At 49.6% G+C, this 23,389-nt stretch carries 18 protein-coding genes and 1 tRNA gene; 11 read left to right on the plus strand and 8 right to left on the minus strand.

Annotation, left to right across the window (positions count from 1 at the left end; genetic code table 11):
- Positions 1–107 precede the first annotated feature (107 nt).
- The 9 genes from ACJHVI_RS08900 to ACJHVI_RS08940 all read left to right on the plus strand — a co-directional run bounded on the left by ACJHVI_RS08900 (position 108) and on the right by ACJHVI_RS08940 (position 8,750).
- Positions 108–899: a PRD domain-containing protein gene (locus ACJHVI_RS08900; RefSeq protein WP_483184387.1), complete on the plus strand. Its 792-nt coding sequence runs from the start codon at positions 108–110 to the stop codon at positions 897–899.
- 71 nt (positions 900–970) lie between these two features.
- Positions 971–1,546 (plus strand): electron transport complex subunit RsxA, encoded by a 576-nt coding sequence (gene rsxA / locus ACJHVI_RS08905; RefSeq protein ID WP_483184388.1) that lies wholly within the window; start codon positions 971–973, stop codon positions 1,544–1,546.
- Positions 1,543–2,103, plus strand: coding sequence for an electron transport complex subunit RsxB (gene rsxB / locus ACJHVI_RS08910; protein WP_483184389.1), 561 nt, complete (start codon positions 1,543–1,545; stop codon positions 2,101–2,103). The genes rsxA and rsxB overlap by 4 nt, the downstream gene beginning before the upstream one ends.
- Entirely contained in the window at positions 2,090–4,138 is a 2,049-nt protein-coding gene (gene rsxC, locus ACJHVI_RS08915; protein WP_483184390.1) for an electron transport complex subunit RsxC, read from the plus strand. The genes rsxB and rsxC overlap by 14 nt, the downstream gene beginning before the upstream one ends.
- Positions 4,135–5,094 (plus strand): RnfABCDGE type electron transport complex subunit D, encoded by a 960-nt coding sequence (locus tag ACJHVI_RS08920; RefSeq protein ID WP_483184391.1) that lies wholly within the window; start codon positions 4,135–4,137, stop codon positions 5,092–5,094. Before rsxC ends, ACJHVI_RS08920 begins: the two co-directional genes overlap by 4 nt.
- The gene (locus ACJHVI_RS08925; RefSeq protein WP_483184392.1) at positions 5,094–5,693 is read left to right on the plus strand and encodes an RnfABCDGE type electron transport complex subunit G; all 600 of its coding nucleotides are present in this window, start codon (positions 5,094–5,096) and stop codon (positions 5,691–5,693) included. The genes ACJHVI_RS08920 and ACJHVI_RS08925 overlap by 1 nt, the downstream gene beginning before the upstream one ends.
- The gene (locus ACJHVI_RS08930) at positions 5,683–6,333 is read left to right on the plus strand and encodes an electron transport complex subunit E (protein ID WP_483184393.1); all 651 of its coding nucleotides are present in this window, start codon (positions 5,683–5,685) and stop codon (positions 6,331–6,333) included. The genes ACJHVI_RS08925 and ACJHVI_RS08930 overlap by 11 nt, the downstream gene beginning before the upstream one ends.
- A gap of 11 nt (positions 6,334–6,344) precedes the next feature.
- Complete coding sequence (locus tag ACJHVI_RS08935) at positions 6,345–7,118, plus strand: NERD domain-containing protein (RefSeq protein WP_483184394.1); 774 nt, start codon at positions 6,345–6,347, stop codon at positions 7,116–7,118.
- Positions 7,119–7,160: 42 nt separating this feature from the next.
- Positions 7,161–8,750: a peptide chain release factor 3 gene (locus ACJHVI_RS08940; protein ID WP_483184395.1), complete on the plus strand. Its 1,590-nt coding sequence runs from the start codon at positions 7,161–7,163 to the stop codon at positions 8,748–8,750.
- A 121-nt stretch (positions 8,751–8,871) separates the two neighbouring features.
- On the opposite strand, the gene ACJHVI_RS08945 is transcribed toward ACJHVI_RS08940, so the two are convergent.
- Genes ACJHVI_RS08945 through aceE form a run of 5 tightly spaced genes read right to left on the minus strand, consistent with a single transcriptional unit; the run spans position 8,872 to position 18,348 of the window.
- On the minus strand, positions 8,872–10,095 hold the full coding sequence (locus tag ACJHVI_RS08945; RefSeq protein WP_483184396.1) for an HlyD family type I secretion periplasmic adaptor subunit: 1,224 nt from the start codon (positions 10,093–10,095) through the stop codon (positions 8,872–8,874).
- Positions 10,096–10,106: 11 nt separating this feature from the next.
- The gene (locus ACJHVI_RS08950; RefSeq protein ID WP_483184397.1) at positions 10,107–12,314 is read right to left on the minus strand and encodes a type I secretion system permease/ATPase; all 2,208 of its coding nucleotides are present in this window, start codon (positions 12,312–12,314) and stop codon (positions 10,107–10,109) included.
- 35 nt (positions 12,315–12,349) lie between these two features.
- Entirely contained in the window at positions 12,350–14,029 is a 1,680-nt protein-coding gene (locus ACJHVI_RS08955) for a TolC family protein (RefSeq protein WP_483184398.1), read from the minus strand.
- Between the two features lie 19 nt (positions 14,030–14,048).
- Positions 14,049–15,671, minus strand: coding sequence for a dihydrolipoyllysine-residue acetyltransferase (gene aceF, locus ACJHVI_RS08960; protein WP_483184399.1), 1,623 nt, complete (start codon positions 15,669–15,671; stop codon positions 14,049–14,051).
- A gap of 22 nt (positions 15,672–15,693) precedes the next feature.
- Positions 15,694–18,348 carry a pyruvate dehydrogenase (acetyl-transferring), homodimeric type gene (gene aceE / locus ACJHVI_RS08965; protein ID WP_483184400.1) on the minus strand — a complete coding sequence of 885 codons (2,655 nt, stop codon included), beginning with the start codon at positions 18,346–18,348 and terminating at the stop codon, positions 15,694–15,696.
- A gap of 221 nt (positions 18,349–18,569) precedes the next feature.
- Between aceE and ACJHVI_RS08970 the strand changes: the two genes are divergently transcribed.
- The gene (locus ACJHVI_RS08970; RefSeq protein ID WP_483184401.1) at positions 18,570–19,955 is read left to right on the plus strand and encodes an OmpP1/FadL family transporter; all 1,386 of its coding nucleotides are present in this window, start codon (positions 18,570–18,572) and stop codon (positions 19,953–19,955) included.
- 68 nt (positions 19,956–20,023) lie between these two features.
- Here ACJHVI_RS08970 and serA read toward each other — a convergent pair whose 3' ends face one another.
- The 3 genes from serA to ACJHVI_RS08985 all read right to left on the minus strand — a co-directional run bounded on the left by serA (position 20,024) and on the right by ACJHVI_RS08985 (position 22,676).
- Positions 20,024–21,238 carry a phosphoglycerate dehydrogenase gene (serA, locus tag ACJHVI_RS08975; protein WP_483184402.1) on the minus strand — a complete coding sequence of 405 codons (1,215 nt, stop codon included), beginning with the start codon at positions 21,236–21,238 and terminating at the stop codon, positions 20,024–20,026.
- Positions 21,239–21,806: 568 nt separating this feature from the next.
- Positions 21,807–21,883: transfer RNA gene (locus tag ACJHVI_RS08980), tRNA-Arg, on the minus strand.
- A gap of 79 nt (positions 21,884–21,962) precedes the next feature.
- Positions 21,963–22,676: a tellurite resistance TerB family protein gene (locus tag ACJHVI_RS08985; RefSeq protein ID WP_483184404.1), complete on the minus strand. Its 714-nt coding sequence runs from the start codon at positions 22,674–22,676 to the stop codon at positions 21,963–21,965.
- 68 nt (positions 22,677–22,744) lie between these two features.
- On the opposite strand from ACJHVI_RS08985, the gene ACJHVI_RS08990 reads away from it, so the two are divergent.
- Positions 22,745–23,248, plus strand: a complete 504-nt coding sequence (locus ACJHVI_RS08990) for a retropepsin-like aspartic protease family protein (protein ID WP_483184403.1) — start codon at positions 22,745–22,747, stop codon at positions 23,246–23,248.
- The last annotated feature ends 141 nt before the right edge of the window (positions 23,249–23,389 follow it).

Below are 23,389 nucleotides of genomic sequence, written 5' to 3' on the forward strand. Positions count from 1 at the left end.
ATGTTAAATGCCGGTGAGAAATGGACAAGACCTATCAACAATTCGGGACAAACTATGATGCAGTTGTCTATCCATTTCCCCGGGCGCTTAGATAAGGTGATGAGCCTTTGATTAAACTGACACAGATTTCTGAACGCCCTCGCATTCGGCAAAAAATAGACGATTGCGTCGAGCAAAATGCGGTAGAAAAAACCTTCAGCTACAACAAAAGCCCGTTTACCGAGCGATTAAACGAGATTTTAAGCGACATCCCTACCGAGTATTTCCTGCTGACCAACCGCATTGCCCAATATGCCCAAGAACAATTCGGCAAACCGCTGTCGAACAGCCTTTACGCCACCCTAACCGACCATATTTACCATGCTGTCGAGCGGGTCAAACAGCAAAAACCCATCGACAACAGCCTGTCTTTTGAAATCCAGCGTCTGTATCGCAAAGAATTTGAAATTGGACGTTATGCGCTTGGCTTAATTGAACAAAGCTTAAATGTAGCCATGCCTGAGGATGAAATAGGCTTTATCGCCCTGCATATTTTCAATGCCCGAACCGACAGCGAAAACATGTCGGAAACCTACCGCACCACACAAATTATCAAAGACATCCTCAATCTGGTCGGCTATCATTTCAACTGCTGCTTGGATGAAAACAGCCTCGATTACGCCCGCTTTATCGCCCATCTGCAATATTTTGCCCTGCGTTTATTCAAAACCACCGCCGCACCGCCGGACGACGATTTTCTCTACCGGCAAAGCAAAAACGCCTATCCCAAAGCATACCAATGCGTACTGCGCATCGAAAAATATTTGCAGCATCAATTTAATAAAACGCTGAATGAAGACGAGCAATTATATTTAATCATTCATATTCAGCGCGTTTATCGGGCTTCCTCCATATCATAATGCCTCAAGCCGCGCCAAAGCATGGCAAGGCATTTTGCGCTAAAATACGCAAAAAAATCTTCGAGGCATTTGTGCAATACTACCTAACCATTATTTTCGCCACGACCTTGGTGAATAATTTTGTTTTAAGCCAATTTTTGGGACTTTGCCCCTTTATGGGCGTGTCGCGCAAATTCGACACCGCGCTGGGTATGGGGCTTGCCACCGCCTTTGTGCTGACCCTCTCCGCCTGCAGCGCCAATCTCATCGACACCTATCTTCTGCGCCCCTTCAATCTGCAATATTTGCGCACCATTTCTTTTATCGTCGCGATTGCCGTTCTGGTCGGGCTGACCGAAATGTTCATCGCCAAAACCAGCCCGCTGTTGCACCGCCTGCTCGGCATCTATCTGCCGCTGATTACCACCAATTGCGCCGTGCTCGGCGTTGCCTTGCTCAATGCCAATCAAGAACACAGCCTGCTCGCCTCCGCCGTTTACGGACTGGGCGCAGCCTTAGGCTTTACCTTGGTGCTGATTCTCTTTGCCGCCATTCGCGAACGCTTAGAAGCCGCAGACGTGCCGCTGCCTTTTCGCGGCACGCCTATCGCTCTGATTAGCGCCGGCATTTTGGCAATCGCCTTTATGGGCTTCGGCGGTTGGGCATGAGTATCGTCGCACTATTCCTATTGCTCGCCCTCATCGCCCTATGCGGTTTGCTGCTGGGCTATTTTGCGCAGAAATTTAAAATCGAAGGCGATCCGATTGTCAAAAAAATCGAAGCCGTTTTGCCGCAAACCCAATGCGGACAATGCGGATTCGCCGGCTGCAAACCCTATGCCCAAGCGATTGCCAAAGGCGAAGCCGACATCAACCGCTGTCCGCCCGGCGGACAAGAAGGCGTGCAGAAACTCGCCGATTTACTCGGACTCGAAGCCAAGCCATTAGATGCCGAAGTCGGCGAAGAAAAGCCGCCGCAAGTCGCCTTTATCGTCGAAGACTGGTGTATCGGCTGCACCAAATGTATCAAAGCCTGCCCCGTCGATGCCATTATCGGCAGCAATCAAAAAATGCACACCATCATTGCCGACGAATGCACAGGCTGCGAACTCTGCGTAGACCCCTGCCCTGTGGACTGCATCGTGATGAAACCGCGCGATGCGACTTTGTGGCAATGGACACAGCCGCAAGACAGCAACACGGGAGCAGACCATGAAAATCCTTGATTGGCTGCTGGGCGGCCGCCCTGAACAACACGGCTTTCACGGCGGATTGCACCTGCCGGCGCATAAAGCCATGTCCACGCAGCAGCCGGCACAAATCCACCCGCTTGAAGCGCGCTACATCCTCAGTCTGCGCCAACGCGACGGCAACTGGCTGGAACCGCTCTGCAACATCGGCGACGCCGTCCTGAAAGGACAAGCCATTGCCCAAGCCTCGACACTGGCAGGGCTGATGCTGCACGCCCCGACTTCCGGCATTATTGCCGACATCGCGCCGCAGCCGGACATACACCGCAGCGGCGAAGCCGCCCTCAGTATCATCATCGAAGCAGACGGCAAAGACCAAGCTGCCGCCCCGCTGCCGCCGCTGGATGAAAACACCCCGCCCCATCTCTTGCGCGAACGCATCGCCTTCTGCGGCATCGCCGGACTGGGCGGCGCCGGCTTTCCCACCGCCCGCAAACTGGCGAACCAAGCCAACATTCTGCTCATCAACGCCGCCGAATGCGAACCCTATATCAGCTGCGATGACATGCAAATCCGCGAACATGCGGCAGCTATTGTGCGCGGCGCACAATTAAGCGCCTATATCGTCCATGCCCAAGAAATCGTCTTCGGTATTGAAGACGACAAACCGCAGGCGATTGCCGCCTTAAAACAAGCGATTGAAAACAGCGGCGATACACGCATCAAGCTCAGCGTCGTGCCGGTGCGCTACCCCTCGGGCAACTCGCGCCAATTGATCGAACTCACCCTCAAGCGCCGCCTGCCCGCCGACGCCCATGCCGCCGATGCCGGCATCATCTGCCACAACAGCGCCACCATGAAAGCCGTGCATGACGCCCTACTGCTCGGCATCCCCCTCATCGAACGCTACCTCAGCATTACAGGCGAAGGCATCATGCAGCCGCAAAACCGCATCGTCCGCCTTGGAACCCCCATCGCCGCCTTAATCGCCGCCGCAGGCGGACAAAAAGCCGGTACGCGCCTGCTTATCGGCGGGCCGATGATGGGCGAACCGCAACATTCTCAAGCCGCAGGCATCGGCAAAACCACCAACTGCCTGCTGCTACTACCCATGCCAAGCGAACAAGCCGCCACCGACTGCATCCGCTGCGCACGCTGCTCCGATGCCTGCCCGATCAGCCTCATGCCGCAGCAACTCTACTGGTACAGCCGCAATCTGGAAGAGAAAAAACTCAATCAATACCGCCTCTTCAACTGCATCGAATGCGGCATCTGCGCCAGCGTCTGCCCGGCACACATCCCGCTGGTACAATACTACCGCGACAGCAAAAGCGCCCTGCGCAGCGCCGCCCGCGACAAAGCCGCCGCCGAACGCGCCAAAGCCCGCCATGAAGCCCGCGAGGCCCGCCTAGAGCGCGAAGCCGCCGAACGTCAAGCCAAAATGCAGGCCAAGCGCGAAGCCCTGCAACAACGCAGCCAAGGCGGCGACAAACAAGCCAATCAAGCCATCGCAGAAGCGGCGCAAGCCGCCAAATGCGAAGCCCATGCGCAAAGACATCTCGGCAATTTCGACCCCACCACCGGCACGCGCAGCATGCCCAATCCTGCGCAAACAGGACTCCCCCCGCAAGCCCTCAGCCCTGAAGACAGCGGCAAACAAAGTGCCATTGAAGCGGCAAAAGCCAGAGCCGCCGCCAAACGTGCGGCAAGACAGCAGCAACTCAGCCCCGAAGAGCAAGCCGCGGCGGAAAAACAAGCCAAAATAGCCGCCGCACTTGCCAAAGCCGAAGCGCGCCGCGCCCAAAGACAGGCAACAGACAGTGAAAACAGCATAGAAAACAATAAAGAAGAACAGCACATAACAGACAAACAGGCGGCAATCGAAGCCGCCAAAGCCAGAGCCGCTGCCAAACGTGCGGCAAGACAAGAAGCGGCGGCAGAAAATCCCGCTGCACACAGCGAGCCTAATGCCGACGAAGAACGTGAAGCCAAACTCGCCGCCGCACGCGCCAAAGCCGAAGCGCGCAAACAAGCCAGACAAGCACAACGCAACTCAGGAGAACCCTCATGATTCGCCGCTCTCAATCCATTGGCGTGCCTTATTTCCACGTTGCGCCCTCCAGCGCGCGCATCATGTGGTCGGTCATTGCGGCGCTGCTGCCGGGAATTGCCGTACAAATCTATCTTGAAGGCGGCCGCTGGCTGGGGTTGCTGGGCATTGCCCTGATGAGCGCTTGGCTGATCGAAGGCAGTTTACTTGCCCTGCGCGGCAGAACAGGAAAGCAAATCCTATTCGCGCTCAAAGACGGCAGCGCCATGCTGAGCGCCCTCCTGCTTGCGCTCTGCCTGCCGGTGCTGGTGCCTGCTTGGCTTGTCGTCCTCGGCTGCGCTTTCGCCCTGATTTGCGGCAAACACGTCTATGGCGGACTGGGCATGAATCCCTTTAATCCCGCCATGGTCGGCTATTGCTTTTTACTGGTCAGCTTCCCTGCCATCATGGGGCAGCACAGCGCAGAAAGCCTAGATTTTTTCAGTCTCTTCAACTCGGTAGATGCCCACACCGCCGCCACCCTGCTCGACAGCAGCCGCCAAGCGCGCATTGCCGACACCGCGGTGAGCCAAATCAGCACGCCTTACCTGCCTAGTCTGGCGCAAGCCATCGCTTGGAGCTTGGGCGGCATATGGCTGGCATGGAAAAAATACCTTGATTGGAAAATCAGCGCGGCGGTATTGATTGCCGCCTTTATCACCGCCGGAATATTCTGGCTGTACGATAGCCATGCCTACCTCAATCCGCTGCAACAGCTCTTCTCGGGCGCACTAATTTTCGGCGCCTTTTTCATCGCCACCGACCCGATTACCGCCGCCACTACGCCGCTCGGGCGCCTACTCTATGCCCTGCTCATCGGCATACTCTGCATCGCCATTCGCAACCTCGGCAATTTCCCCGACGGCTTCGCCTTTGCCGTCTTGCTGGCAAATGCCGCCGTAGCGATTTTAGACAACCTCAGCCCCAAATACCGCTAATGCTGCTCTTAAATTCCGATTCCCGCCGCGCCATGTTCCGCCTCAGCAGCTTTGCCGCCATCTGCATCAGCCTGCTCTCGCTCGCCTATCTTGCCTTTAGCGGACGCATTGCCGCGCAAAAAGAACAACACCTGCTCGGCACCTTTGCCGAAATCTACACGGCGCAGCCTCTCAATGCCGATCTGCTGCACAATGCCGAAAGTCTCAATCTCGGCGGTATTCCCGTTACCCTCTATCAAGCCAAAGACGGCGAGCGCCTGCTGGCAAACTTCATCAGCACCCAAACCCTAAAAGGCTACAACGGCTATATCGGCGTGCTGATCGGCATCGCTCCGGACAATCGCCAGCTGCTGGGTGTTCGCGTCTTAAACCATAAAGAAACCCCCGGACTGGGCGATAAAATCGAACGCCGCGTCAGCGCATGGATCGAAGATTTCCGCGGACACAGCCTGCAAAGCCGCCGCTTTAAAGTTAAAAAAGACGGCGGCGATTTCGATGCCTTCACAGGCGCAACCATCACCCCACGCGCCGTTACCGAATTAGTCGGCAAAACCCTGCAAGACTGGCAAGACCATCAGGAGAATCATCATGGACGCTGAAAGCCGCAAACTGCTGAAAAACGGACTCTGGGATAATAACCCCGCATTGGTGCAAATCCTCGGACTCTGCCCCCTGCTCGCCGTTTCCAATACCTTCATCAATGCACTGGGACTGGGCATCGCCACCATTTTCGTGTTAACCCTCTCCAATACTCTCGTCTCGCTCACGCGCGGCTTTCTGCGCAATGAAATCCGCATTCCCGTCTTTGTGCTGCTGATTGCCGGCGCCGTTACCCTCTGCGAAATCCTGATTCAAGCCTTTGCCTATCCGCTCTATCAAAGTCTGGGCATCTACCTTTCCCTGATTGTTACCAACTGCGTGATTATCGCGCGCGCCGAAGCCTATGCCGTAAAAAACACCGTCAAATACGCCGCTCTTGACGGACTCTTTATGGGCATCGGCTTTGCCCTTATCCTGCTGCTGCTCGGCGCCATTCGCGAAATCCTCGCCCAAGGCACCCTGTTTAGCGGCGCGCATCTGATCTTCGGCGATGCCGCGGCAGATTGGCGCATTCAAGTTATTAAAATAGACAACGGCATGATACTCGCCGCCCTGCCCGCCGGCGCCTTTATCTGCTACGGCTTTTTAGTCGCGGGCAAACAAGCGGCGAATAATTTATTGAAAAACAAAAAAGATTAAAGCATATTTTCATGGAAATATTATTCATCGTTTTACTTATCGTCATTATCTGCTTAGGGCTACTGTTCAGCGCCACATCAGGTACTGAAGAAAAGAAAAAAATCCATGCGCAAGAAAAAGGCAGATTAGGCGAAAGACGCGTACAGGGTATTCATGACTGGAATTTAGGCGCTGATTATCATGATTTTGATGATGTTTTGCTAAAACTGCCAAACGGCGAGAGTACGCAAATCGATCACATCGTCATTTCCATATACGGCGTATTTGTCGTAGAAACCAAAAACAAATCAGGCTGGATATTTGCCCAAGAACGAGAAAGACAATGGACGCAAACCTTTCCTAATGGAAAAAAATACCGCTTTCAAAATCCCCTGCATCAAAATTACAAACATTGTCAGGCGATTGCCGATCTCTTAGCCATTCCGAGAGAAAAAATCCATTCTGCCGTTGTTTTTATCGGAGATGCGGAATTCAAAACGGATATTCCAAATCAAGTTTATTGCCGTAAATCCTCGTATGCCGCCTTATACGAGCAGAAAAAAGAAATTCTATTCGAAGAAAAGGAAATTCCGTCCTTAATTGCCCGCTTGCAACATGCCAGATTAGAAAATAACACAGACAATCTGCAACAACATATCGAGCAATTACACCGCACGCCTCGCTGCCCGAAATGCGGCGCAAAAATGCTGGAAAGAACCGCGAAAAAAGGAGAATTTGCCGGTCAGCATTTTTACGGCTGCTCGCGTTTTCCGCACTGCCGCCACACACAGCCAATAAGCCAATAATGTGTTAAAATCCGCGCCTTTCTAATCTTGAACACATAATTTATGAGTGAATTACTTTCTAATGACTGGCGTGACCGCCGCACTTTTGCCATTATCAGCCACCCTGATGCCGGCAAAACCACGCTAACCGAAAAATTGCTGCTTTTTGGCGGCGCTATTCAGATGGCTGGCACCGTTAAAGGACGCAAAGCCGCACGCCATGCCACTTCCGACTGGATGCAAATGGAGCAAGAACGCGGTATCTCTGTTACCTCATCAGTAATGCAATTTCCCTATCAAGGCAAAGTTATCAACCTCTTAGATACGCCTGGACACGAAGACTTCTCAGAAGATACCTACCGCACCTTAACCGCTGTCGATAGCGCCTTAATGGTGATTGACTGCGCCAAAGGCGTAGAAGAACGCACCATTAAATTGATGGAAGTCTGCCGCCTACGCGACACCCCCATTTTTACTTTCATCAACAAACTCGACCGCGAAGGCCGCGACCCAATGGAGCTGATGGACGAAGTGGAAAATGTGCTGAAAATCCGTTGTGCGCCAGTTACTTGGCCAATCGGCATGGGGCGCAATTTAAAAGGCGTTTATCATCTGCAACGCGATACCGTTTATTTTTATGAACCAGGCAAAGGCGCTTTGATTAACAATGGCGAAGAAGTGCAAGGGCTGGATAATCCGCATCTTGATGAATTATTGCCTGATATGATTGACAATTTCCGCGCGGAAGTCGAATTATTGCGCGAAGCCAGCAATCCCTTTGAGCGCGAAGCCTATCTCAAAGGTGAACTGACGCCGGTATATTTCGGCTCTGCGATTAGCAATTTCGGCGTCAACGAAATGCTCAGCGATTTTGCCGACTATGCCCCCTCGCCTTTGCCGCATCAGGCAACCTCGCGCGCCGTGCAGCCCGAAGAGGCGAAATTTACCGGTTTTGTGTTTAAAATTCAGGCGAATATGGATCCCAAACACCGCGACCGCATTGCTTTTATGCGCATCAATTCCGGCGCATTCAGCCCCGGCATGAAATTGCGCCAAGTACGCCTTGCCCGCGATGTCAAAATCCCCGATGCGCTGACTTTTTTAGCCGCCGAACGCGATCATGCCGAAAAAGCCCTTGCCGGCGACATCATCGGCATTCACAATCACGGCACAATCCGCATCGGCGATACCTTTACCGAGGGCGAAGATCTGCAATTCACGGGCATTCCGGATTTTGCGCCCGAGCTGTTCCGCCGCGTGCGCCTCAAAGACCCGCTGAAAATGAAAGCCCTGCTCAAAGGCTTGGAACAGCTCTGCGAAGAAGGCGCAACGCAATTTTTTAAACCCATGATCGGCAATGATTTGATTCTGGGCGCGGTAGGCGTATTGCAATTTGATGTGGTACAGCAAAGGCTGGCAACCGAATATAATGTGAGCTGCCAATTTGAAGGCGTTAATGTTTCTACCGCGCGCTGGATTGAAGCACCGAATGATAAAGCCTTAAAGCAATTCATTGATAAAAACCAAGCCAATTTGGCGCACGACCATTACGGTCAATTGGTCTATGTCGCGCCGAGTCGCGTCAATTTACAACTGACGCAAGAGCGTTTCCCCGACATCGTCTTTAGCGCCACGCGCGATCATTTGGCATAAGCAAGCCATAAAAAAGGTATCGCAAGGGATACCTTTTTCTTTTCTATAATCAAGAGATTGAAAGAGTATTCAGCATTGCCTAGCCTTGTACGCCCCATTTCTCCGAAATATCGACAGCCTTCTAACGTTCTCTAAACGCCTGCTTCATACGGGTAACAGGACGGGTAAGATAATCAAAGACGCTTTTCTTGCCTGTTTTAATATCCACCGTTGCCACCATGCCGGGAATAATTTCCAAGGGCTCGCCGTTTCTATCGGTCAGTTTGCTGTCATTGGTTTCCACCAATACGCGGTAGTAGGATTCGTTGGCATTTAAATTCAGCTGGCTGGGACGGCGATCGTCTTGCAGGGTATCGGGACTAATCAAAGTAACGACTCCTTCCAAGCCGCCATAAACGGAATAATCATAGGCGCTGAGTTTGACGACCGCTTCTTGTCCCGGACGGATAAATGCCACGTCTTGCGGACGGATATAGGCCTGCACCAATAAGTTTTCCCCTACCGGCACGATTTCCATAATATCTTCGCCGGCGCGGATAACCCCGCCGATGGTATTGAATTTAATATTATTGACGATACCGTCCACAGGCGAATAAATCACCGCTCTTGCCACAGGGTCGGCATTTTTCGCAACGTTTTCGCGTGCTTGTGCCAATTCTGCGGCGGTGCGTACCAAATTGTCATTGGCATCGGTGGTGTATTTATTCTGCGTTTCATTGATTTTCAGAGTAATATCGGTAGATTGCTGCTGCATACGCAGTAATTCGATCTCTGAAGATACGCCTCGCTGCACCATTGCCGCCGTGCGGCGAATTTGCTCGTCTAAAATCTGCTTAGACTTGTGCAGACCGCTTAAGGTTTCTTCCAAGGCTTTTTTGCGCGCCTTATAAGCAATAGTTTCGCGCTTGCGCAATTCTTCGCTGACATTATCGGGGAATTGCAAAGGCGTGCCGTAGGCTTCCGCCGAATAACGCGCCGCCATGGCTTCCAAATTCAGCATTTTCGCCTCACTTTCCGCCAAAATAGCGGAATAGCGGGTATCGTCAAGGGTTACTAAGACATCGCCGCGTTTCACGGTCTGCCCTTCGCGCACTTCAAGCGATTTTAAAATCCCGCCGTCAAGGCTTTGCACCATTTGCTGACGCGAACTCGGAATAATCGAGCCCTGCCCGACCGTCACTTCTTCCAGTTCGCTGTTATACGCCCAGTAAATAAACACAATCATTAAACTGGTAATCAACAATACGCCAAGCCATAAACCGTAATGGGTTTCTTCCTGCATGGCGGCATTGAGGTCGTTAACGAGTTTTAAATCGCGTTTGCTCAGTTTGTCTTTTCTTGCCATAGGTGATGCCTTTAGATATTTTCTTGCGGACGACGCTGCACCGGTACGTCAGCTAATTTGACGGTATTATTATGTGCTGCGGCAGGATGTTGGGCCTGCTGAGGCGGCGGTGCTTTACCGGATAATTGCGCCAAGACGGCTGCTTTCGGGCCGTCCATGACAATCTGCCCCTGCTCCATCACAATGATGCGGTCAACCAAATCCAATAATTGCGGACGATGCGTGACTACTATCATCGTTTTATTGCCAATCCATTCGCGCAAGGCCGCAAGCACCTGCATTTCGGTGTTTTGATCAAGCCCGCTGGTCGGCTCGTCTAAGAGCACTACCGAAGGATCTTTCAAAGTCAGGCGCGCCAATGCCACGATTTGTTTTTGACCGCCCGACAAACCGGCGCCGTCTTCACCGATCGGCATATCCAAGCCCATCGGATGATTTTGAATAATGCGTGCCAAGCCGAAACGCTGCAAGGCATGAATCAGGCGTTCGTCGGAGAAAAATCCGTCTGCGCGCGCCATATCGAGGTTTTCGCGCAAACTGCCTAAAAATAAGCGCGGCGATTGCCCCAGCAAGGCAACATTATGACGCAGGAAATACGGGTCAATCTGACGAATATCCACGCCGTCAAGACTAATCATGCCTTCTTGCTGCTCATACAAACCGGTTAATAATTTTAAGAGTGTGGATTTACCGCTGCCGATACGTCCTAAAATCGCTACTTTTTCGCCGGCGCGAATTTGCACCGTCACATTAGCCAAGGCTTTGCGTGTATCTTGGGCATAAGCGAATTGGCATTTATCCATGAGAATATCGCCGCGCACATGGTCAAGAGTAATGTATTGACGATCCGGACTGCGCTCAATCGGACGTTCCGCAATGCCGTTAACGCCGCGCAAAGCCATTCTCGCTTGCTGGAAGCGCACGGCTAAGCCGGCAATTTGCGCAATCGGCGCTAAAGCGCGTCCCGATAAAATCACACAAGCAATCAAAGCCCCCATCGAGATGCGGTTCTCTTGCACGGGATGATTAATCAAATAGGTTCCCCATAAGACCAAACCGACGGTATTCAATTGCTGCATGGCGGTAGAGAAACTCGTTACCATCATGCTGTAATCTTTAGTTTTAATATTGGATGCTGCCGTTTTGGCGGTGTAATTGTCCCAACGTTTCTGCGCCCAAGAGAAAGCATTGTTAGCTTTTAAGGTTTCCACGCCTTCAATGGCTTCAACCGCCAAACCTTGACGCTGCGAAGATTCGCGCATCGATTCGTTAATCGAGCGCGCCAAAGGAATCTGCGCAAACATGCCCACAATCACAACCAAAGGCATGACCAAGGTCGGCACAATCGCCAAAGGACCGGCAACCATATACATCACAAAGATGAAAAGGAAAAAGAAAGGCAAATCGACAAATGCCAAGAGGCTGGCAGAAGTCATAAAATCCCGCACCGATTCGAAATCGCGCAGATTGTTGGCATAAGAGCCTGAAGAAACAGGTTTATCTTTCATTTTAAGCTGCAAGACGCGGCGGAATAAAGCCGAGGAAATGATCAAATCCGCTTTTTTGCCTGCAATATCAGTCAAATGTCCGCGTATCAATTTGGCAATAAACTCAAAAATAATCGCCAGAACCACGCCGATACTCAATGCCCATAAGGTTTCATAAGTCTTATTCGGAATCACGCGATTATAGACATTCATCACATATAAGGAGCTGACCAATGCCAAAAAGTTAATCACGAAAGTCGCGATAATGACTTGATAATAATATTTACGGAAACGGAAAATCACCCGCCAAAACCAACCCTTAGGCAAATCATATTCCGGCAGTTCGGAACGGGTATCGGCCTCTGTTTTAGGTTTTAAATGCCAGACATAACCCAAATATTGCTCGTCAAGTTCTTTTAAAGTTACCGTTTGATCGCCGAAACCGTTCATTTCAATCACAGCGGTTTCGTTCTGCGTATCAATGCGCTTTAATACGGCGGCTTGCTCATCGCGCAGTAAAATAACTGCCGGCAAGGTCAGATTATGAATCTTTTTCAAAGGCGCCTGGCGCAATGAATTATCAAAGCCCTGATGTTTTAATTCTTCTGTCAAGACCTTGTAATCATAGTCCCCTGCATTATCACGCGGGGTAAGGCTTGCCAAGGTAATCGCAGATACAGGCGTGCCGTGTATGCGGGTAAGTAGGCTTAAATGTTCAAGCAATGCTTGCATATAAAACTTCCTGAGACAAAATAATAAATATTGTGTTAATGCTTATGGATGACGACATCGCTGCTTTCATCAACCTGAATAAATTCCTTTGCCGCCGACTGTGCTTGAGGCGGCAGGAAATAATCGCCGCGCGGATAGGAAAAATAAGGCTGCTCAGCGACATAAGGTTCAACGACAACGATTCCGCTTCTTGATTGGGGAGTCTGCTTGATCTGCTGCATAGAAACGGCATTGTGCTGAATACTTGGCGTATTTACTTCAATATCTTGACTCGCCAAAACCACTGTTTCCGTTGCCGGAGCGATACTTCTCTGCTCTATAACTACTGTTTGCCCGGAAGGTTCGGGTAAACGCGCCAAAGCATCGTCATTTCGCCGTGCTTCTTGTCGGCTGATTTGCTCCAGCGGCTGCGCATCAATGACCACATGTGTGTTTTGTTCGATATCGGCATCTGCCGGCGTACGGCCGAGCAAGGCATCTCTGTGCAAAGTCATTTGCGCCCATTTGGTTAATCCGCCCACCGCTACCAAATAATCTAATTTGGCGCGCATCAGCGAGTATTGCATGCTCACTTTGCTCTGTTTGGCTGTCGCCAATTCGCTGTAAGCATCGACCACATTCAATAATGTACGGGTAGCAATTTTAAATTGATCTTCATAATCGACAACCACTTGCTGCAAAGCCATGATTTGACGGTCAATCACTTTAATTTGCGCCGCCGCCCGCTCCATTTCAATCAGGGCTAATTCCGCCTGTTCGCTCAAAGAATCCGCCATTTGCGAAATTTTTGCACGCGCCGCTTCAATTAAATATTCTTGCTGACGAATGGCCGGCGCTTTTTTGCGGTCAAAAATATCCACCGACATGTTGAAATAAACCATCGCATCATCTTTATTTGCATCGGCTCGAATATCGATATTGGGATAAATTGAACGCTGTGCGACTTTTAAATTGGCTTCGTTTTTCAGCAACTCCTGCTCTTGCGCCAGATAACTGGAATTGCGACGCTGCCATTCTTCCGTCATCGGGAAGGTATCGATTAAATATTGCGGACTTAACTGCGCAAAAGGATCGTTTAATTCCGAAGCCGTTACCGCAGGCTGCACATAACGCCCCATGCGGCGTAAATTCAAATCCAGATTTCGGCGGTAACTGACAATGGATTCTTCCACGTTCTCCTGCCGTGATTCGGCTTGCGTTAATTCCGAACGCCGTCCGGGATCGTACTGATTAATAATCCGCATTTGATCGACAATATGATTATGCAAAGCCAAATTGTCCTGCGCGGCTTCAAGCTGTAATTTCGCCATAACCGCATCCAGATAATAACCGGCGAATTTAAACGCCCATTGTTCGGCGGTTTCGCTGACTTTTAAATTTTGATAAAAAGTTTCGATTTCATCCGCGGCAATTTGTGCGGACAATTTGCCGAAATCGTACAAAGTCCATTGCGCGGAAATGCCCGGCGTAAAAGAATAGCCACTGCCAGTAGATAACATCGGCTGTCTGGCAGTTGCCTGTATGACCGGATAACGTGCCGCCTTGCTTTGCTCTAATACTGCTTGCGATACCGATTCATTAGCCAAGGCTTCCATGATTTCAGGATTTCTCACCATGCCATCACGCAAGATTTGCGGCAATTCCCTAGCCTGTATAATGATTGGTACCAGCAGCAGCGCTGAAATCAGCGCCCTGCGGTACAATTGAAAGTACATAGAAGTCCTTTCTATCTCGTTATAACAAAGTTTTCTTCATATCTGTCAACATTTGACCGATAAAGACCGTTAATTTTGCACCCAAAGCCCCGTCAATCACACGATGGTCAAAAGACAATGACATTGGCAACATCAAACGGGGTTCGAATTCTTTGCCGTTCCATACGGGTTCCATACTTGAACGCGAAACCCCTAAAATCGCGACTTCCGGCGCATTGACGATCGGCGTGAAATACTCTCCGCCGATACCGCCCAAACTGGAAATCGTCATTGAAGCACCGGACATATCTTTCGGGCTTAATTTGCCGTCGCGCGCTTTTTTGCTCACTTCCATCAAATCGGCCGATAATTCATAAATACCTTTTTTATCCACATCGCGGATAACCGGCACAACCAAACCGTTAGGCGTGTCCACCGCGATGCCGATATTATAGTATTTTTTCAGAATCAGCGACTTGCCGTCAGGAGATAAAGAAGAATTAAAGCGCGGATACTCTTTTAATCCCGCCACCAATGCTTTCATCAAGAAAGCCAACATGGTAACGCGTACACCGCGTTTTTCGGCTGCCGCTTTCAAAGATTGGCGGAAAGCCTCAAGCTCCGTGATATCGCATTTATCATGTTGGGTCACATGAGGAATATTCAGCCAGCAACGCGTCATCGCTTCGCCGGTTAAGATATTGATACGCGATAATTTTTGCTCTTCAATTTCACCGAATTTGCTGAAATCGACTGCCGGAATCAGCGGAATACCCGTCCCGCTTGCCGTAGCCGAAACATTGCCGGAAGCCACAGAAGCTAAGGTTTGCTTAATCCATGATTTAACATCTTCTTCCAGAATGCGATTATTACGACCGGTTCCGTTAATTTTGCCCAAATCCGCCCCGAGTTCGCGTGCAAAACGGCGTACTGCCGGGCTTGCATAGGCTTTGGCAAAAGCGTCTTCATCAATAGCAATCGCAGGTGTTTGCTCTTTAACAGGCGCATCAGAGGCTTTTTGCGCTGTGCTTGGAGCAGTTTTAGCTTCTTCTTTCGCCGGCGCGGCTTTATTCTCTGCTGCCGCTTGTGCAGATTGAGCAGGTTTACCGCCCGCTGCTTTGACAGTACCGATCACTGTTCCCTTAGAAACCTTATCGCCCACTTTCACATTCAAGCTGACTAATTCGCCGGCAAATTCCGCTGGCACTTCCATTGAGGCCTTATCCGATTCAAGTGTAATTAAGGTCTCATCTTTGGCAATTTCCTGACCTAGGCTCACGTTGACTTCAATCACGCTCACACTATCAAAGTCGCCAATATCCGGCACGGTTAGCTCTTGAGTTTCGCCACTGCCCTTATCGTTTGATGATGAAGTTTCTTGCGCCGCTTCATTTTTCGGCTGGCTATCCTCTTCAGCAGCTGCTTTCTCGCCGCCGCTTAAAACAGCAATCACATCGCCTTCTTTGACTTTATCGCCGACTTTGATATTAACGCTTTCTACCACACCGCCGCTGCTAGCCGGCACTTCCATTGAGGCTTTATCCGACTCTAAGACTAAAACGGATTGCTCCGCTTCGATGTTATCGCCGGCTTTAATCAATACTTCAATAACGTCCACTGCATCAAAATCGCCAATATCTGGAACACGAATTTCAATACTCATTTTTTTCTCCTGTAATCAGCAATTAACGGTACAAAGCAAAGCCATTGTCAACAATACCGTATTTGGCAATCGCATCCGCTACTTTTTGCGCTTCAATTTTACCGCTGTCAGCCAATGATTTCAGCGCGGCAAGCACAATATAATAACGGTTCACTTCAAAGAATTCACGCAATTTTGCACGCGTGTCGGAACGGCCGAAACCGTCTGTACCCAATACCGTCATGCGGCAACCTTCCGGCAAATAAGCGCGCACTTGTTCGCCGTAAGCACGAATATAATCCGTCGCGACAATCACAGGTCCTGTGCGATTTTCCAATTGCTGGGCGATAAATGATTTTTTCGGTGTCTGCATCGGATTTAAGCGGTTGTAGCGTTCTACTTCCATACCATCGCGTGCCAATAAGGTAAAGCTGGTAGCGCTCCACACATCTGCCGCTACGCCCCAATCGGATTCTAATAAAGCTGCCGCTTCAACGACTTCGTTCAAAATCGTGCCTGAGCCCATCAATTGCACACGCAATTCAGAATTTTTTTCTGAAGTTTTTAGTGAATACAATCCCTTAAGAATCTCTTCTTCAATACCTTCACGCTCAGGCATCGCCGGCTGATAGTAATTTTCGTTCATCACCGTCAGATAATAGAAGATATCCTCTTGCTCTGTGTACATACGGCGCAAACCGTCTTGGACGACAACAGCCAATTCGTAGCCATAAGTAGGATCATAAGGCATACAGTTAGGAATCAAACCCGCTTGAATCAAACTGTGCCCGTCTTCATGCTGCAAGCCTTCGCCGTTCAAGGTCGTGCGTCCGGCAGTACCGCCTACCAAGAAACCGCGGCAACGCTGATCCGCCGCAGCCCAAGCAAAATCGCCAAAGCGTTGGAAACCGAACATGGAGTAATAGATATAGAAAGGCACCATCGGCTGATTATGTACGGAATGCGCCGTGCCTGCTGCAATAAAATCACAAATGCCGCCGGCTTCATTGATGCCTTCTTGCAAAATCTGACCTTTTTTGTCCTCACGGTAATACATGAGTTGTCCTTGATCCTGCGGCACATATTGCTGACCTTTTTGATTCCAAATACTGTATTGGCGGAACATTCCTTCCATACCGAAAGTCCGCGATTCGTCCGGCACAATCGGCACAATACGCGAGCCGATATTCTTATCTTTCATCAGGGTATTCAACACGCGCACAAAAGCCATCGTCGTTGAAATTTCGCGCCCTTCGCCGGAACCTTTCAACACGGCATCAAATGCGGATAAATCAAGAATTTCCAAAGCTTCGGATGTTTCGCGCCGCGTCGGCACATAGCCGTTAAGCGCCTTGCGACGTTCGTGAAGATAGTTGTATGCCTCACTACCTTCTTCAAGTTTGACAAAACCTACTTCTTCGACAATATCATCACTCACATCTATTTCGAAACGCTCACGGTAATGACGCAGCTGCTCGAGCGTCATTTTTTTGGCCTGATGCGCAATATTCTGTCCTTCACCGGCTTCGCCCATACCGAATCCTTTGACCGTTTGCGCAAGAATCACGACAGGTTTGTCGCTACGCACGGCTCTGTGATAAGCAGCATAGACTTTTTCAACATCATGCCCGCCGCGGCGCAATGCCCACAAGTCTTCATCCGTCCAATCGGCGATCAGCTCTTTCAGTTCCGGGGTATTGAAGAAAAAGTCACGCAAATATTGACTGTCTTTGGCGCGGATAGTTTGATAATCGCCGTCTAATACTTCGGTCATGCGTTTTTGCAAGAGACCGTCTTTGTCTTTGGCAAAAAGTTTGTCCCAACCGCTGCCCCACAACACTTTAATCACTTCCCAACCGCAGCCGTGAAACTCGGCTTCAAGTTCCTGCACAATCTTGCCGTTGCCGCGTACCGGACCGTCCAAGCGCTGCAAATTGCAGTTAATGACAAAAATCAAATTATCCAAATGCTCGCGACCGGCAGTTGCTAAAGCACCACGCGATTCCGGCTCGTCCATCTCGCCATCGCCGCAGAAGCACCAGACTTTACGATCATTCTCAGGCAAGAAGCCGCGATCTTCCATGTATTTCATAAAGCGCGCCTGATAAATCGCCATCATCGGACCTAAACCCATAGATACGGTGGGGAATTGCCAGAAATTCGGCATCAACCAAGGATGCGGATAAGAAGAGATGCCTTTGCCGTCCACTTCTTGACGATAATGATCCAATTGCTCTTCGTTCAAACGACCTTCCAAATAGGCGCGGGCATACATACCCGGCGAAGAATGACCTTGGAAAAATACCAAATCCCCCAAATGACCGTCTTCCTGACCGCGCCAAAAATGGTTCTGCCCGACTTCATACAGCATCACCGCTGAAGTAAAGGAAGCGATATGGCCGCCGACGTTGGTATTTTTACCGGCACGCAGAACCATAGCGATAGCATTCCAACGAATGGCATTACGAATCGTTCTCTCTAAAAGCATATTGCCCGGATAAGTCGGCTGATCTTCGTGAGAAATTGTGTTGATATAGGGGGTTACACCTGTACTGACAGCAATTTTGGCTTGTTTTGCCAATTCCGCCAATAAGAATTGGATGCGTTCCTCGCCGTCGCGTTCTTGAACATTTGCTAAGGCAACAAGCCATTCCCGAGTTTCTTGTGGATCGATGTCTTTTGCAATGTGATGAGTCATTTTACTTCTCCGCTGAATGAATAAAGCCAAAGCGCTAGCCCGGCAAAAATCGCCCAGTTTACCACAAAATCGAAAGATAACAGACGCAACTTATTTGTAAAAATACCGTTAGCGGAAAAGGAGCAAGAAAATCAGATAAGCATAGAAAGTTTTTCATCTTAACTATTTCATTAAGGTAATTTTATGCTAAAGTAAAGATAGGAACACAAATCGATATAGATATGATGTATAGCTTACAAAAAATCTTACTCGGCAGCTTAGTAGCCGCTTTTGCCAGTACCGTCTTTGCCTCCGGCTATAATGTCGGCGGACAAAACATTTCCGCCATGAGTACCGCCGATGCATCCGCTGCAGAAGCGGCAGATGCAGGCACTATTTTTTACAATCCTGCGGGATTAAGTTATTTAAACAGCATGCAAATTAGTGGAAATGTTTTATTAGCACGTCCAAACGCCAGATATTATGATGCGCAAGCAAGCTATCCTGCTTATGCAGGTGCTGGAGCAGTTAACGGTAATTCAAGCGGTAAAATCGCCGATCAATGGAAAATGATTCCGCATGCCTATTTTGCCTATCCAATCAATGAAAATATTACTGCCGGATTAGGGGTTTATGTCCCCTTCGGCACCTCGACAGAATATGATCATCAAAGTGTTAACCGTTATGCGATTAATCGCACGGAACTGCAAACTCTTGCCATCAACCCTTCGATTGCCTTTAAAATTCATCCACAACACAGCATCGGCATAGGACTTATCGCCCAACATGCTGATGCCAAACTGCGTAAATATGCTAACTTTTCTCCTGCACTCTCAAGAGCAAGCGGCACTCGTATTCCTAATGGTCTGGCAGACGGCTTTGCCGAAATCGATGCAGATGACTGGGGTTTTGGTTTTAATTTAGGCTGGATGTGGGATGTAAACGAGCAAACACGTTTGGGACTAAGCTATCGCAGCTCTATCAAACACACTCTTAAAGGGCGAGCAAACTGGTCGCTGGAAGGTTCTGCATTCGCTAATCCTCTTGCGGTTGCCGGTGTGCGAGCTAACGGCTATGCTGCAGAAGAAGGCGTCAGCGGTAAAATCGCCACACCTGAATCATTGTCTTTGCATGGCATGTATCAAGCCAGTCCGCAATTAGATCTCTTTGCTAATGTTACTTGGACGCGCCATTCGCGTTTTAATGAATTAGATATTACCTTTGAAAATAAAAAAGCCGTCGTAGGCGGAGAGACGGAAATCAGCCGTATTTCTCCGCATTGGAAAGATACATGGCGCATTGGGCTTGGCGGCAGCTATCAAATCAGCGAACCTTTGCAATTACGCGCAGGTATTGCTTGGGATCAAGCACCTATCAGAGATGTCGAACACCGCCTCGTGACCATGCCGGATAATGACCGCTTTTGGCTGTCTCTTGGCGCTAAATACGAACTCAATGACAAGAGCAGCATCAATCTTGGCTACAGCTATGTGACCGTTAAAGATTCCGAAGCAAAATTCAACGGATGCAGCATTAGTCCTTGCGTTGATTCGAGCGTTAGCGGCTCAAGCAAATTCAAAGCAGATTCGCATTTCATAGGACTGCAATACACGCACCGATTCGAATAAACGATACAAGAAAGCCGCTCCTCACAGCGGCTTTCTTATACTTTTGGGAAAAGAATTTCTGCAGACAATCAGCTTAATAATCTCGCGCGAATTGTACCCGCCACACCGCGAATTTTTTCCAAAGCCACCGTCGAACTGCTATCGTCAATATCCATCAGCAACATTCCGATATCATTACGCGTCATCAATGCCTGTGCACTAATATTGATGCCATTTTCTGCAAATAAATGAATCACGTCCGCCAATACGCCGGGCTGATTATGGTGGATATGCAAAATACGGTGCGCTCCCTCCTGCTTTGGCAATGAAATCTCAGGAAAATTCACCGCAGACACCGTAGAGCCCGTAATAATAAATTTCGCCAATTTTTCCGCCACTTCCAAACCGATATTGGCTTGCGCTTCCTGCGTAGAACCGCCGATATGAGGCGTTAAAATAACATTTGGCAAACCGCGCAAAGGGCAATCCAAAGACTCATCATTGCCTTTGGGCTCAATCGGGAACACATCCAAGGCGGCGCCGCCCAAATGCTTGGACAATAAAGCGGTATGCAAATCTTCTATCGACACACAATGCCCGCGTGCCGCATTAATAAACATCGCCCCCTTCTTCATCAAGGCAAACTCTCGATGCGTCATCATATTCTTTGTCGAAGGCAATTCAGGCACATGCAAACTCACCACGTCCGACTCTTTTAACAAACTATCCAATGACATCGCCGGTTCGGCATTGCCAAGCGGCAGCTTGGTTTCCACATCAAAATAAATCACGCGCATACCCAAAGCTTCGGCTAAGACGGATAATTGCGCGCCGATATTGCCGTAACCGACAATACCTAAAGTTTTTCCGCGCGCCTCATAAGATCCCTTCGCATTCTTAGGCCATTTGCCGATATGCACCATATGGCTTTTATCTGTCATGCCGCGCAAAAGAGAAATGATTTCCGCCAAGACCAACTCCGCCACCGAGCGCGTATTGGAATACGGCGCATTGAAAACAGGAATACCTAACTGCTGCGCCGTCTGCACATCCACCTGATTCGTGCCGATGCAAAAACAGCCGATGGCGCGTAAATGCGGCGCCGCCTGCAAGACTTCGCGACTAAGCTGCGTACGCGAACGAATACCGACCACATCCGCCTGCGCCAAAGCCTCCTGCAACTCCTCGCCTTCCAAAGCCTCAGGCAAAGCGGTGATTTGCGTAAAACCCTCACGCTGCAAACTATCCACCGCATTTTGGTGAACCCCCTCTAATAATAAGACACGCGATTCTTGATTAGCCATAACCTTATATTCCGCAAAAAGGCGGATTATATAGCGCAGCCCTTTTAAATACCACTAAGAAAATATCACCGCATCATGCAAATACTTATCATCGATGGCAAGCAAAATACAATAAGGCAATAAGCCGCAAAGAATAAAGCAAGACAGGGTTGTAGCAGCATTTCAAGCCTTAGGGCTATATAGTCGAAAAATTGAAAAAGCATTAAGGACTTGGCTCGCCTTGCCGTACGTTCTTGTACTGTCTACGGCTCGCCGCCTTGCGCTACTTTTTGACTTCTCCGACTATAGCGAAAAAATGCCCGAATGGAGAATAGGCATATTTTATAGTTAATTCGGCTCAAATAAAGACACGCAAGATAAGGTGGGCAACTTGTTGCCCACGCGGTTTAATCCTTGAATCCGCCCAGTAAATTCATATCAAAACAACATAAAATGTGACTTTTACATATCGACGTAAACAATAAGGAATATAACGCGTTAAGCGTTCTCCTTTGTCATGAATTAACTATACATTTGCCGGTAAAAAAGCCCGCAAAAGTGAGCAAACACACAAAAGGAAACCTAAAAATGGCCCGCCCGAAGGGATTCGAACCCCTGGCCTTTGCCTCCGGAGGGCAACGCTCTATCCAGCTGAGCTACGGGCGGACAGCGCGCATTCTAGCACTAGTATCAAACAGGCGCCAATAAAAAAGCACCGCGAAGGTGCTTTTTTAAGCGGTATTGTTTAAAAACCCGCCTGCTTTTCCAATAACTCCACAAAAGAATCACGCAAACCAAGCGCTTGCTGCAAATTCGCCAAATAAATAATTTCCTTGCGATCCAAATCACCGCAGACAATACGCGCCGCTAAATACACCTCGGCCGCCAATCCTTGATCACCGCCCACCTCTGCGGCAATCTGCTGTACAGAAGGCGGATTGGCAATAATACTTTGCAACCATTGCTGCACTTCACGATCTTCAGTGCCGATCTGCTCAACAATCGCACGTTCCTCATCCGCGCTAATCTCGCCGTCCGCCTTAGCTGCGGAAACCATCGCTCTTAAAATCAAGCGGCTGTTATTTTCCACTTCAACACTGCCACGTTCCGCAGTCGGCACCATCACCTCGCCACGGTTGGCAGCGCCGGTCTGAGCCGCCGTACCTTGCTGCACGGAACCTTCATTATTGCGCTGCCAATCCTGATAGGCCTTATAAGCCAGAGAACCTACCGCTGCTAAAGAACCCATTTTGGCTAAAGAACCCGCCATGCCGCGCGAACCGTTGCTGCCGCCTAAAATCATCGACAAAATACCGGCAGCAGCCGCGCCACCGCCCAATTTTTTCAATTGATCGCTATTTTGCAGCAAACCGCCCAATCCCTTGCCGCTGACGCTGCCATTGCGGCTATACTGCTGACCGGCACCTAAAACTTGATTTAAAATATTATTGATATTCATCATTCGCTCCATCAGTTAAAATACATAAGAAACCTTGCGCAAGATAACACTAATCCACACTCGAAAAAATGAACACATCCTCACCTAATGCACAAAATAATTTCGGCTTTTATTTCAGCATACTGGCATTTTTAGGCATTTTACTGCTGATATTCCTTCATTTTGGCGGATATTTGAGAAAAAGCAGCAGCATAGAAAGCATCAACGGCATTCAAACCCTCAAACTCCAAGCCTCTGACGGTCATCATTACCGCGCAGACGGCGCCATCAACGGCATAGCCGTCAACTTCTTGCTCGATACCGGTGCCACGGGCATTGCCGTCAATGAAAAAATCGCCGATTTAGCCGGCTTGGAACGCGGTGGCTACGGCACAATGCAAACCGCTAACGGCAGTGTTGAAGCCCGCGCCAGCCGCATTGCGCGGCTGGAAATCGGACCGATTCTGATGAAAAACGTTCCCGTATGGATTATGCCGAACATGGATGATGAAGTCCTGCTCGGCATGAGCGTCTTGCGCCAACTCAATTGGCGGCAGGAAAACGGGGCTTTATTGATTGAAATTCCGCAATAAAGGGCAAAGGGACATTTTAGGTGCTAAAAAGTTTGAAAAGCCCTATTCTGTAAGGCTTTTAGCGAGGTCAAAAGCTTTGAACACAAAAAATGCTTTTTCTGTGGCTCAAAACAGGTCAAAAAAGATGGCAGACAAAATCAT

Source organism: Suttonella sp. (genome assembly GCF_056855035.1).

Bases quoted from the DNA above. Each gene is read 5' to 3' on its own strand.
- ACJHVI_RS08925 (WP_483184392.1), top strand. From the start codon at position 5,094: ATGCTGCTCTTAAATTCCGATTCCCGCCGCGCCATGTTCCGCCTCAGC.
- rsxC (WP_483184390.1), top strand. From the start codon at position 2,090: ATGAAAATCCTTGATTGGCTGCTGGGCGGCCGCCCTGAACAACACGGC.
- ACJHVI_RS08970 (WP_483184401.1), top strand. From the start codon at position 18,570: ATGATGTATAGCTTACAAAAAATCTTACTCGGCAGCTTAGTAGCCGCT.
- ACJHVI_RS08930 (WP_483184393.1), top strand. From the start codon at position 5,683: ATGGACGCTGAAAGCCGCAAACTGCTGAAAAACGGACTCTGGGATAAT.
- serA (WP_483184402.1), bottom strand. From the start codon at position 21,238: ATGGCTAATCAAGAATCGCGTGTCTTATTATTAGAGGGGGTTCACCAA.
- ACJHVI_RS08920 (WP_483184391.1), top strand. From the start codon at position 4,135: ATGATTCGCCGCTCTCAATCCATTGGCGTGCCTTATTTCCACGTTGCG.
- ACJHVI_RS08990 (WP_483184403.1), top strand. From the start codon at position 22,745: ATGAACACATCCTCACCTAATGCACAAAATAATTTCGGCTTTTATTTC.
- ACJHVI_RS08945 (WP_483184396.1), bottom strand. From the start codon at position 10,095: ATGGCAAGAAAAGACAAACTGAGCAAACGCGATTTAAAACTCGTTAAC.
- ACJHVI_RS08955 (WP_483184398.1), bottom strand. From the start codon at position 14,029: ATGTACTTTCAATTGTACCGCAGGGCGCTGATTTCAGCGCTGCTGCTG.
- aceE (WP_483184400.1), bottom strand. From the start codon at position 18,348: ATGACTCATCACATTGCAAAAGACATCGATCCACAAGAAACTCGGGAA.
- ACJHVI_RS08985 (WP_483184404.1), bottom strand. From the start codon at position 22,676: ATGAATATCAATAATATTTTAAATCAAGTTTTAGGTGCCGGTCAGCAG.
- aceF (WP_483184399.1), bottom strand. From the start codon at position 15,671: ATGAGTATTGAAATTCGTGTTCCAGATATTGGCGATTTTGATGCAGTG.
- ACJHVI_RS08935 (WP_483184394.1), top strand. From the start codon at position 6,345: ATGGAAATATTATTCATCGTTTTACTTATCGTCATTATCTGCTTAGGG.
- ACJHVI_RS08950 (WP_483184397.1), bottom strand. From the start codon at position 12,314: ATGCAAGCATTGCTTGAACATTTAAGCCTACTTACCCGCATACACGGC.
- ACJHVI_RS08940 (WP_483184395.1), top strand. From the start codon at position 7,161: ATGAGTGAATTACTTTCTAATGACTGGCGTGACCGCCGCACTTTTGCC.
- rsxB (WP_483184389.1), top strand. From the start codon at position 1,543: ATGAGTATCGTCGCACTATTCCTATTGCTCGCCCTCATCGCCCTATGC.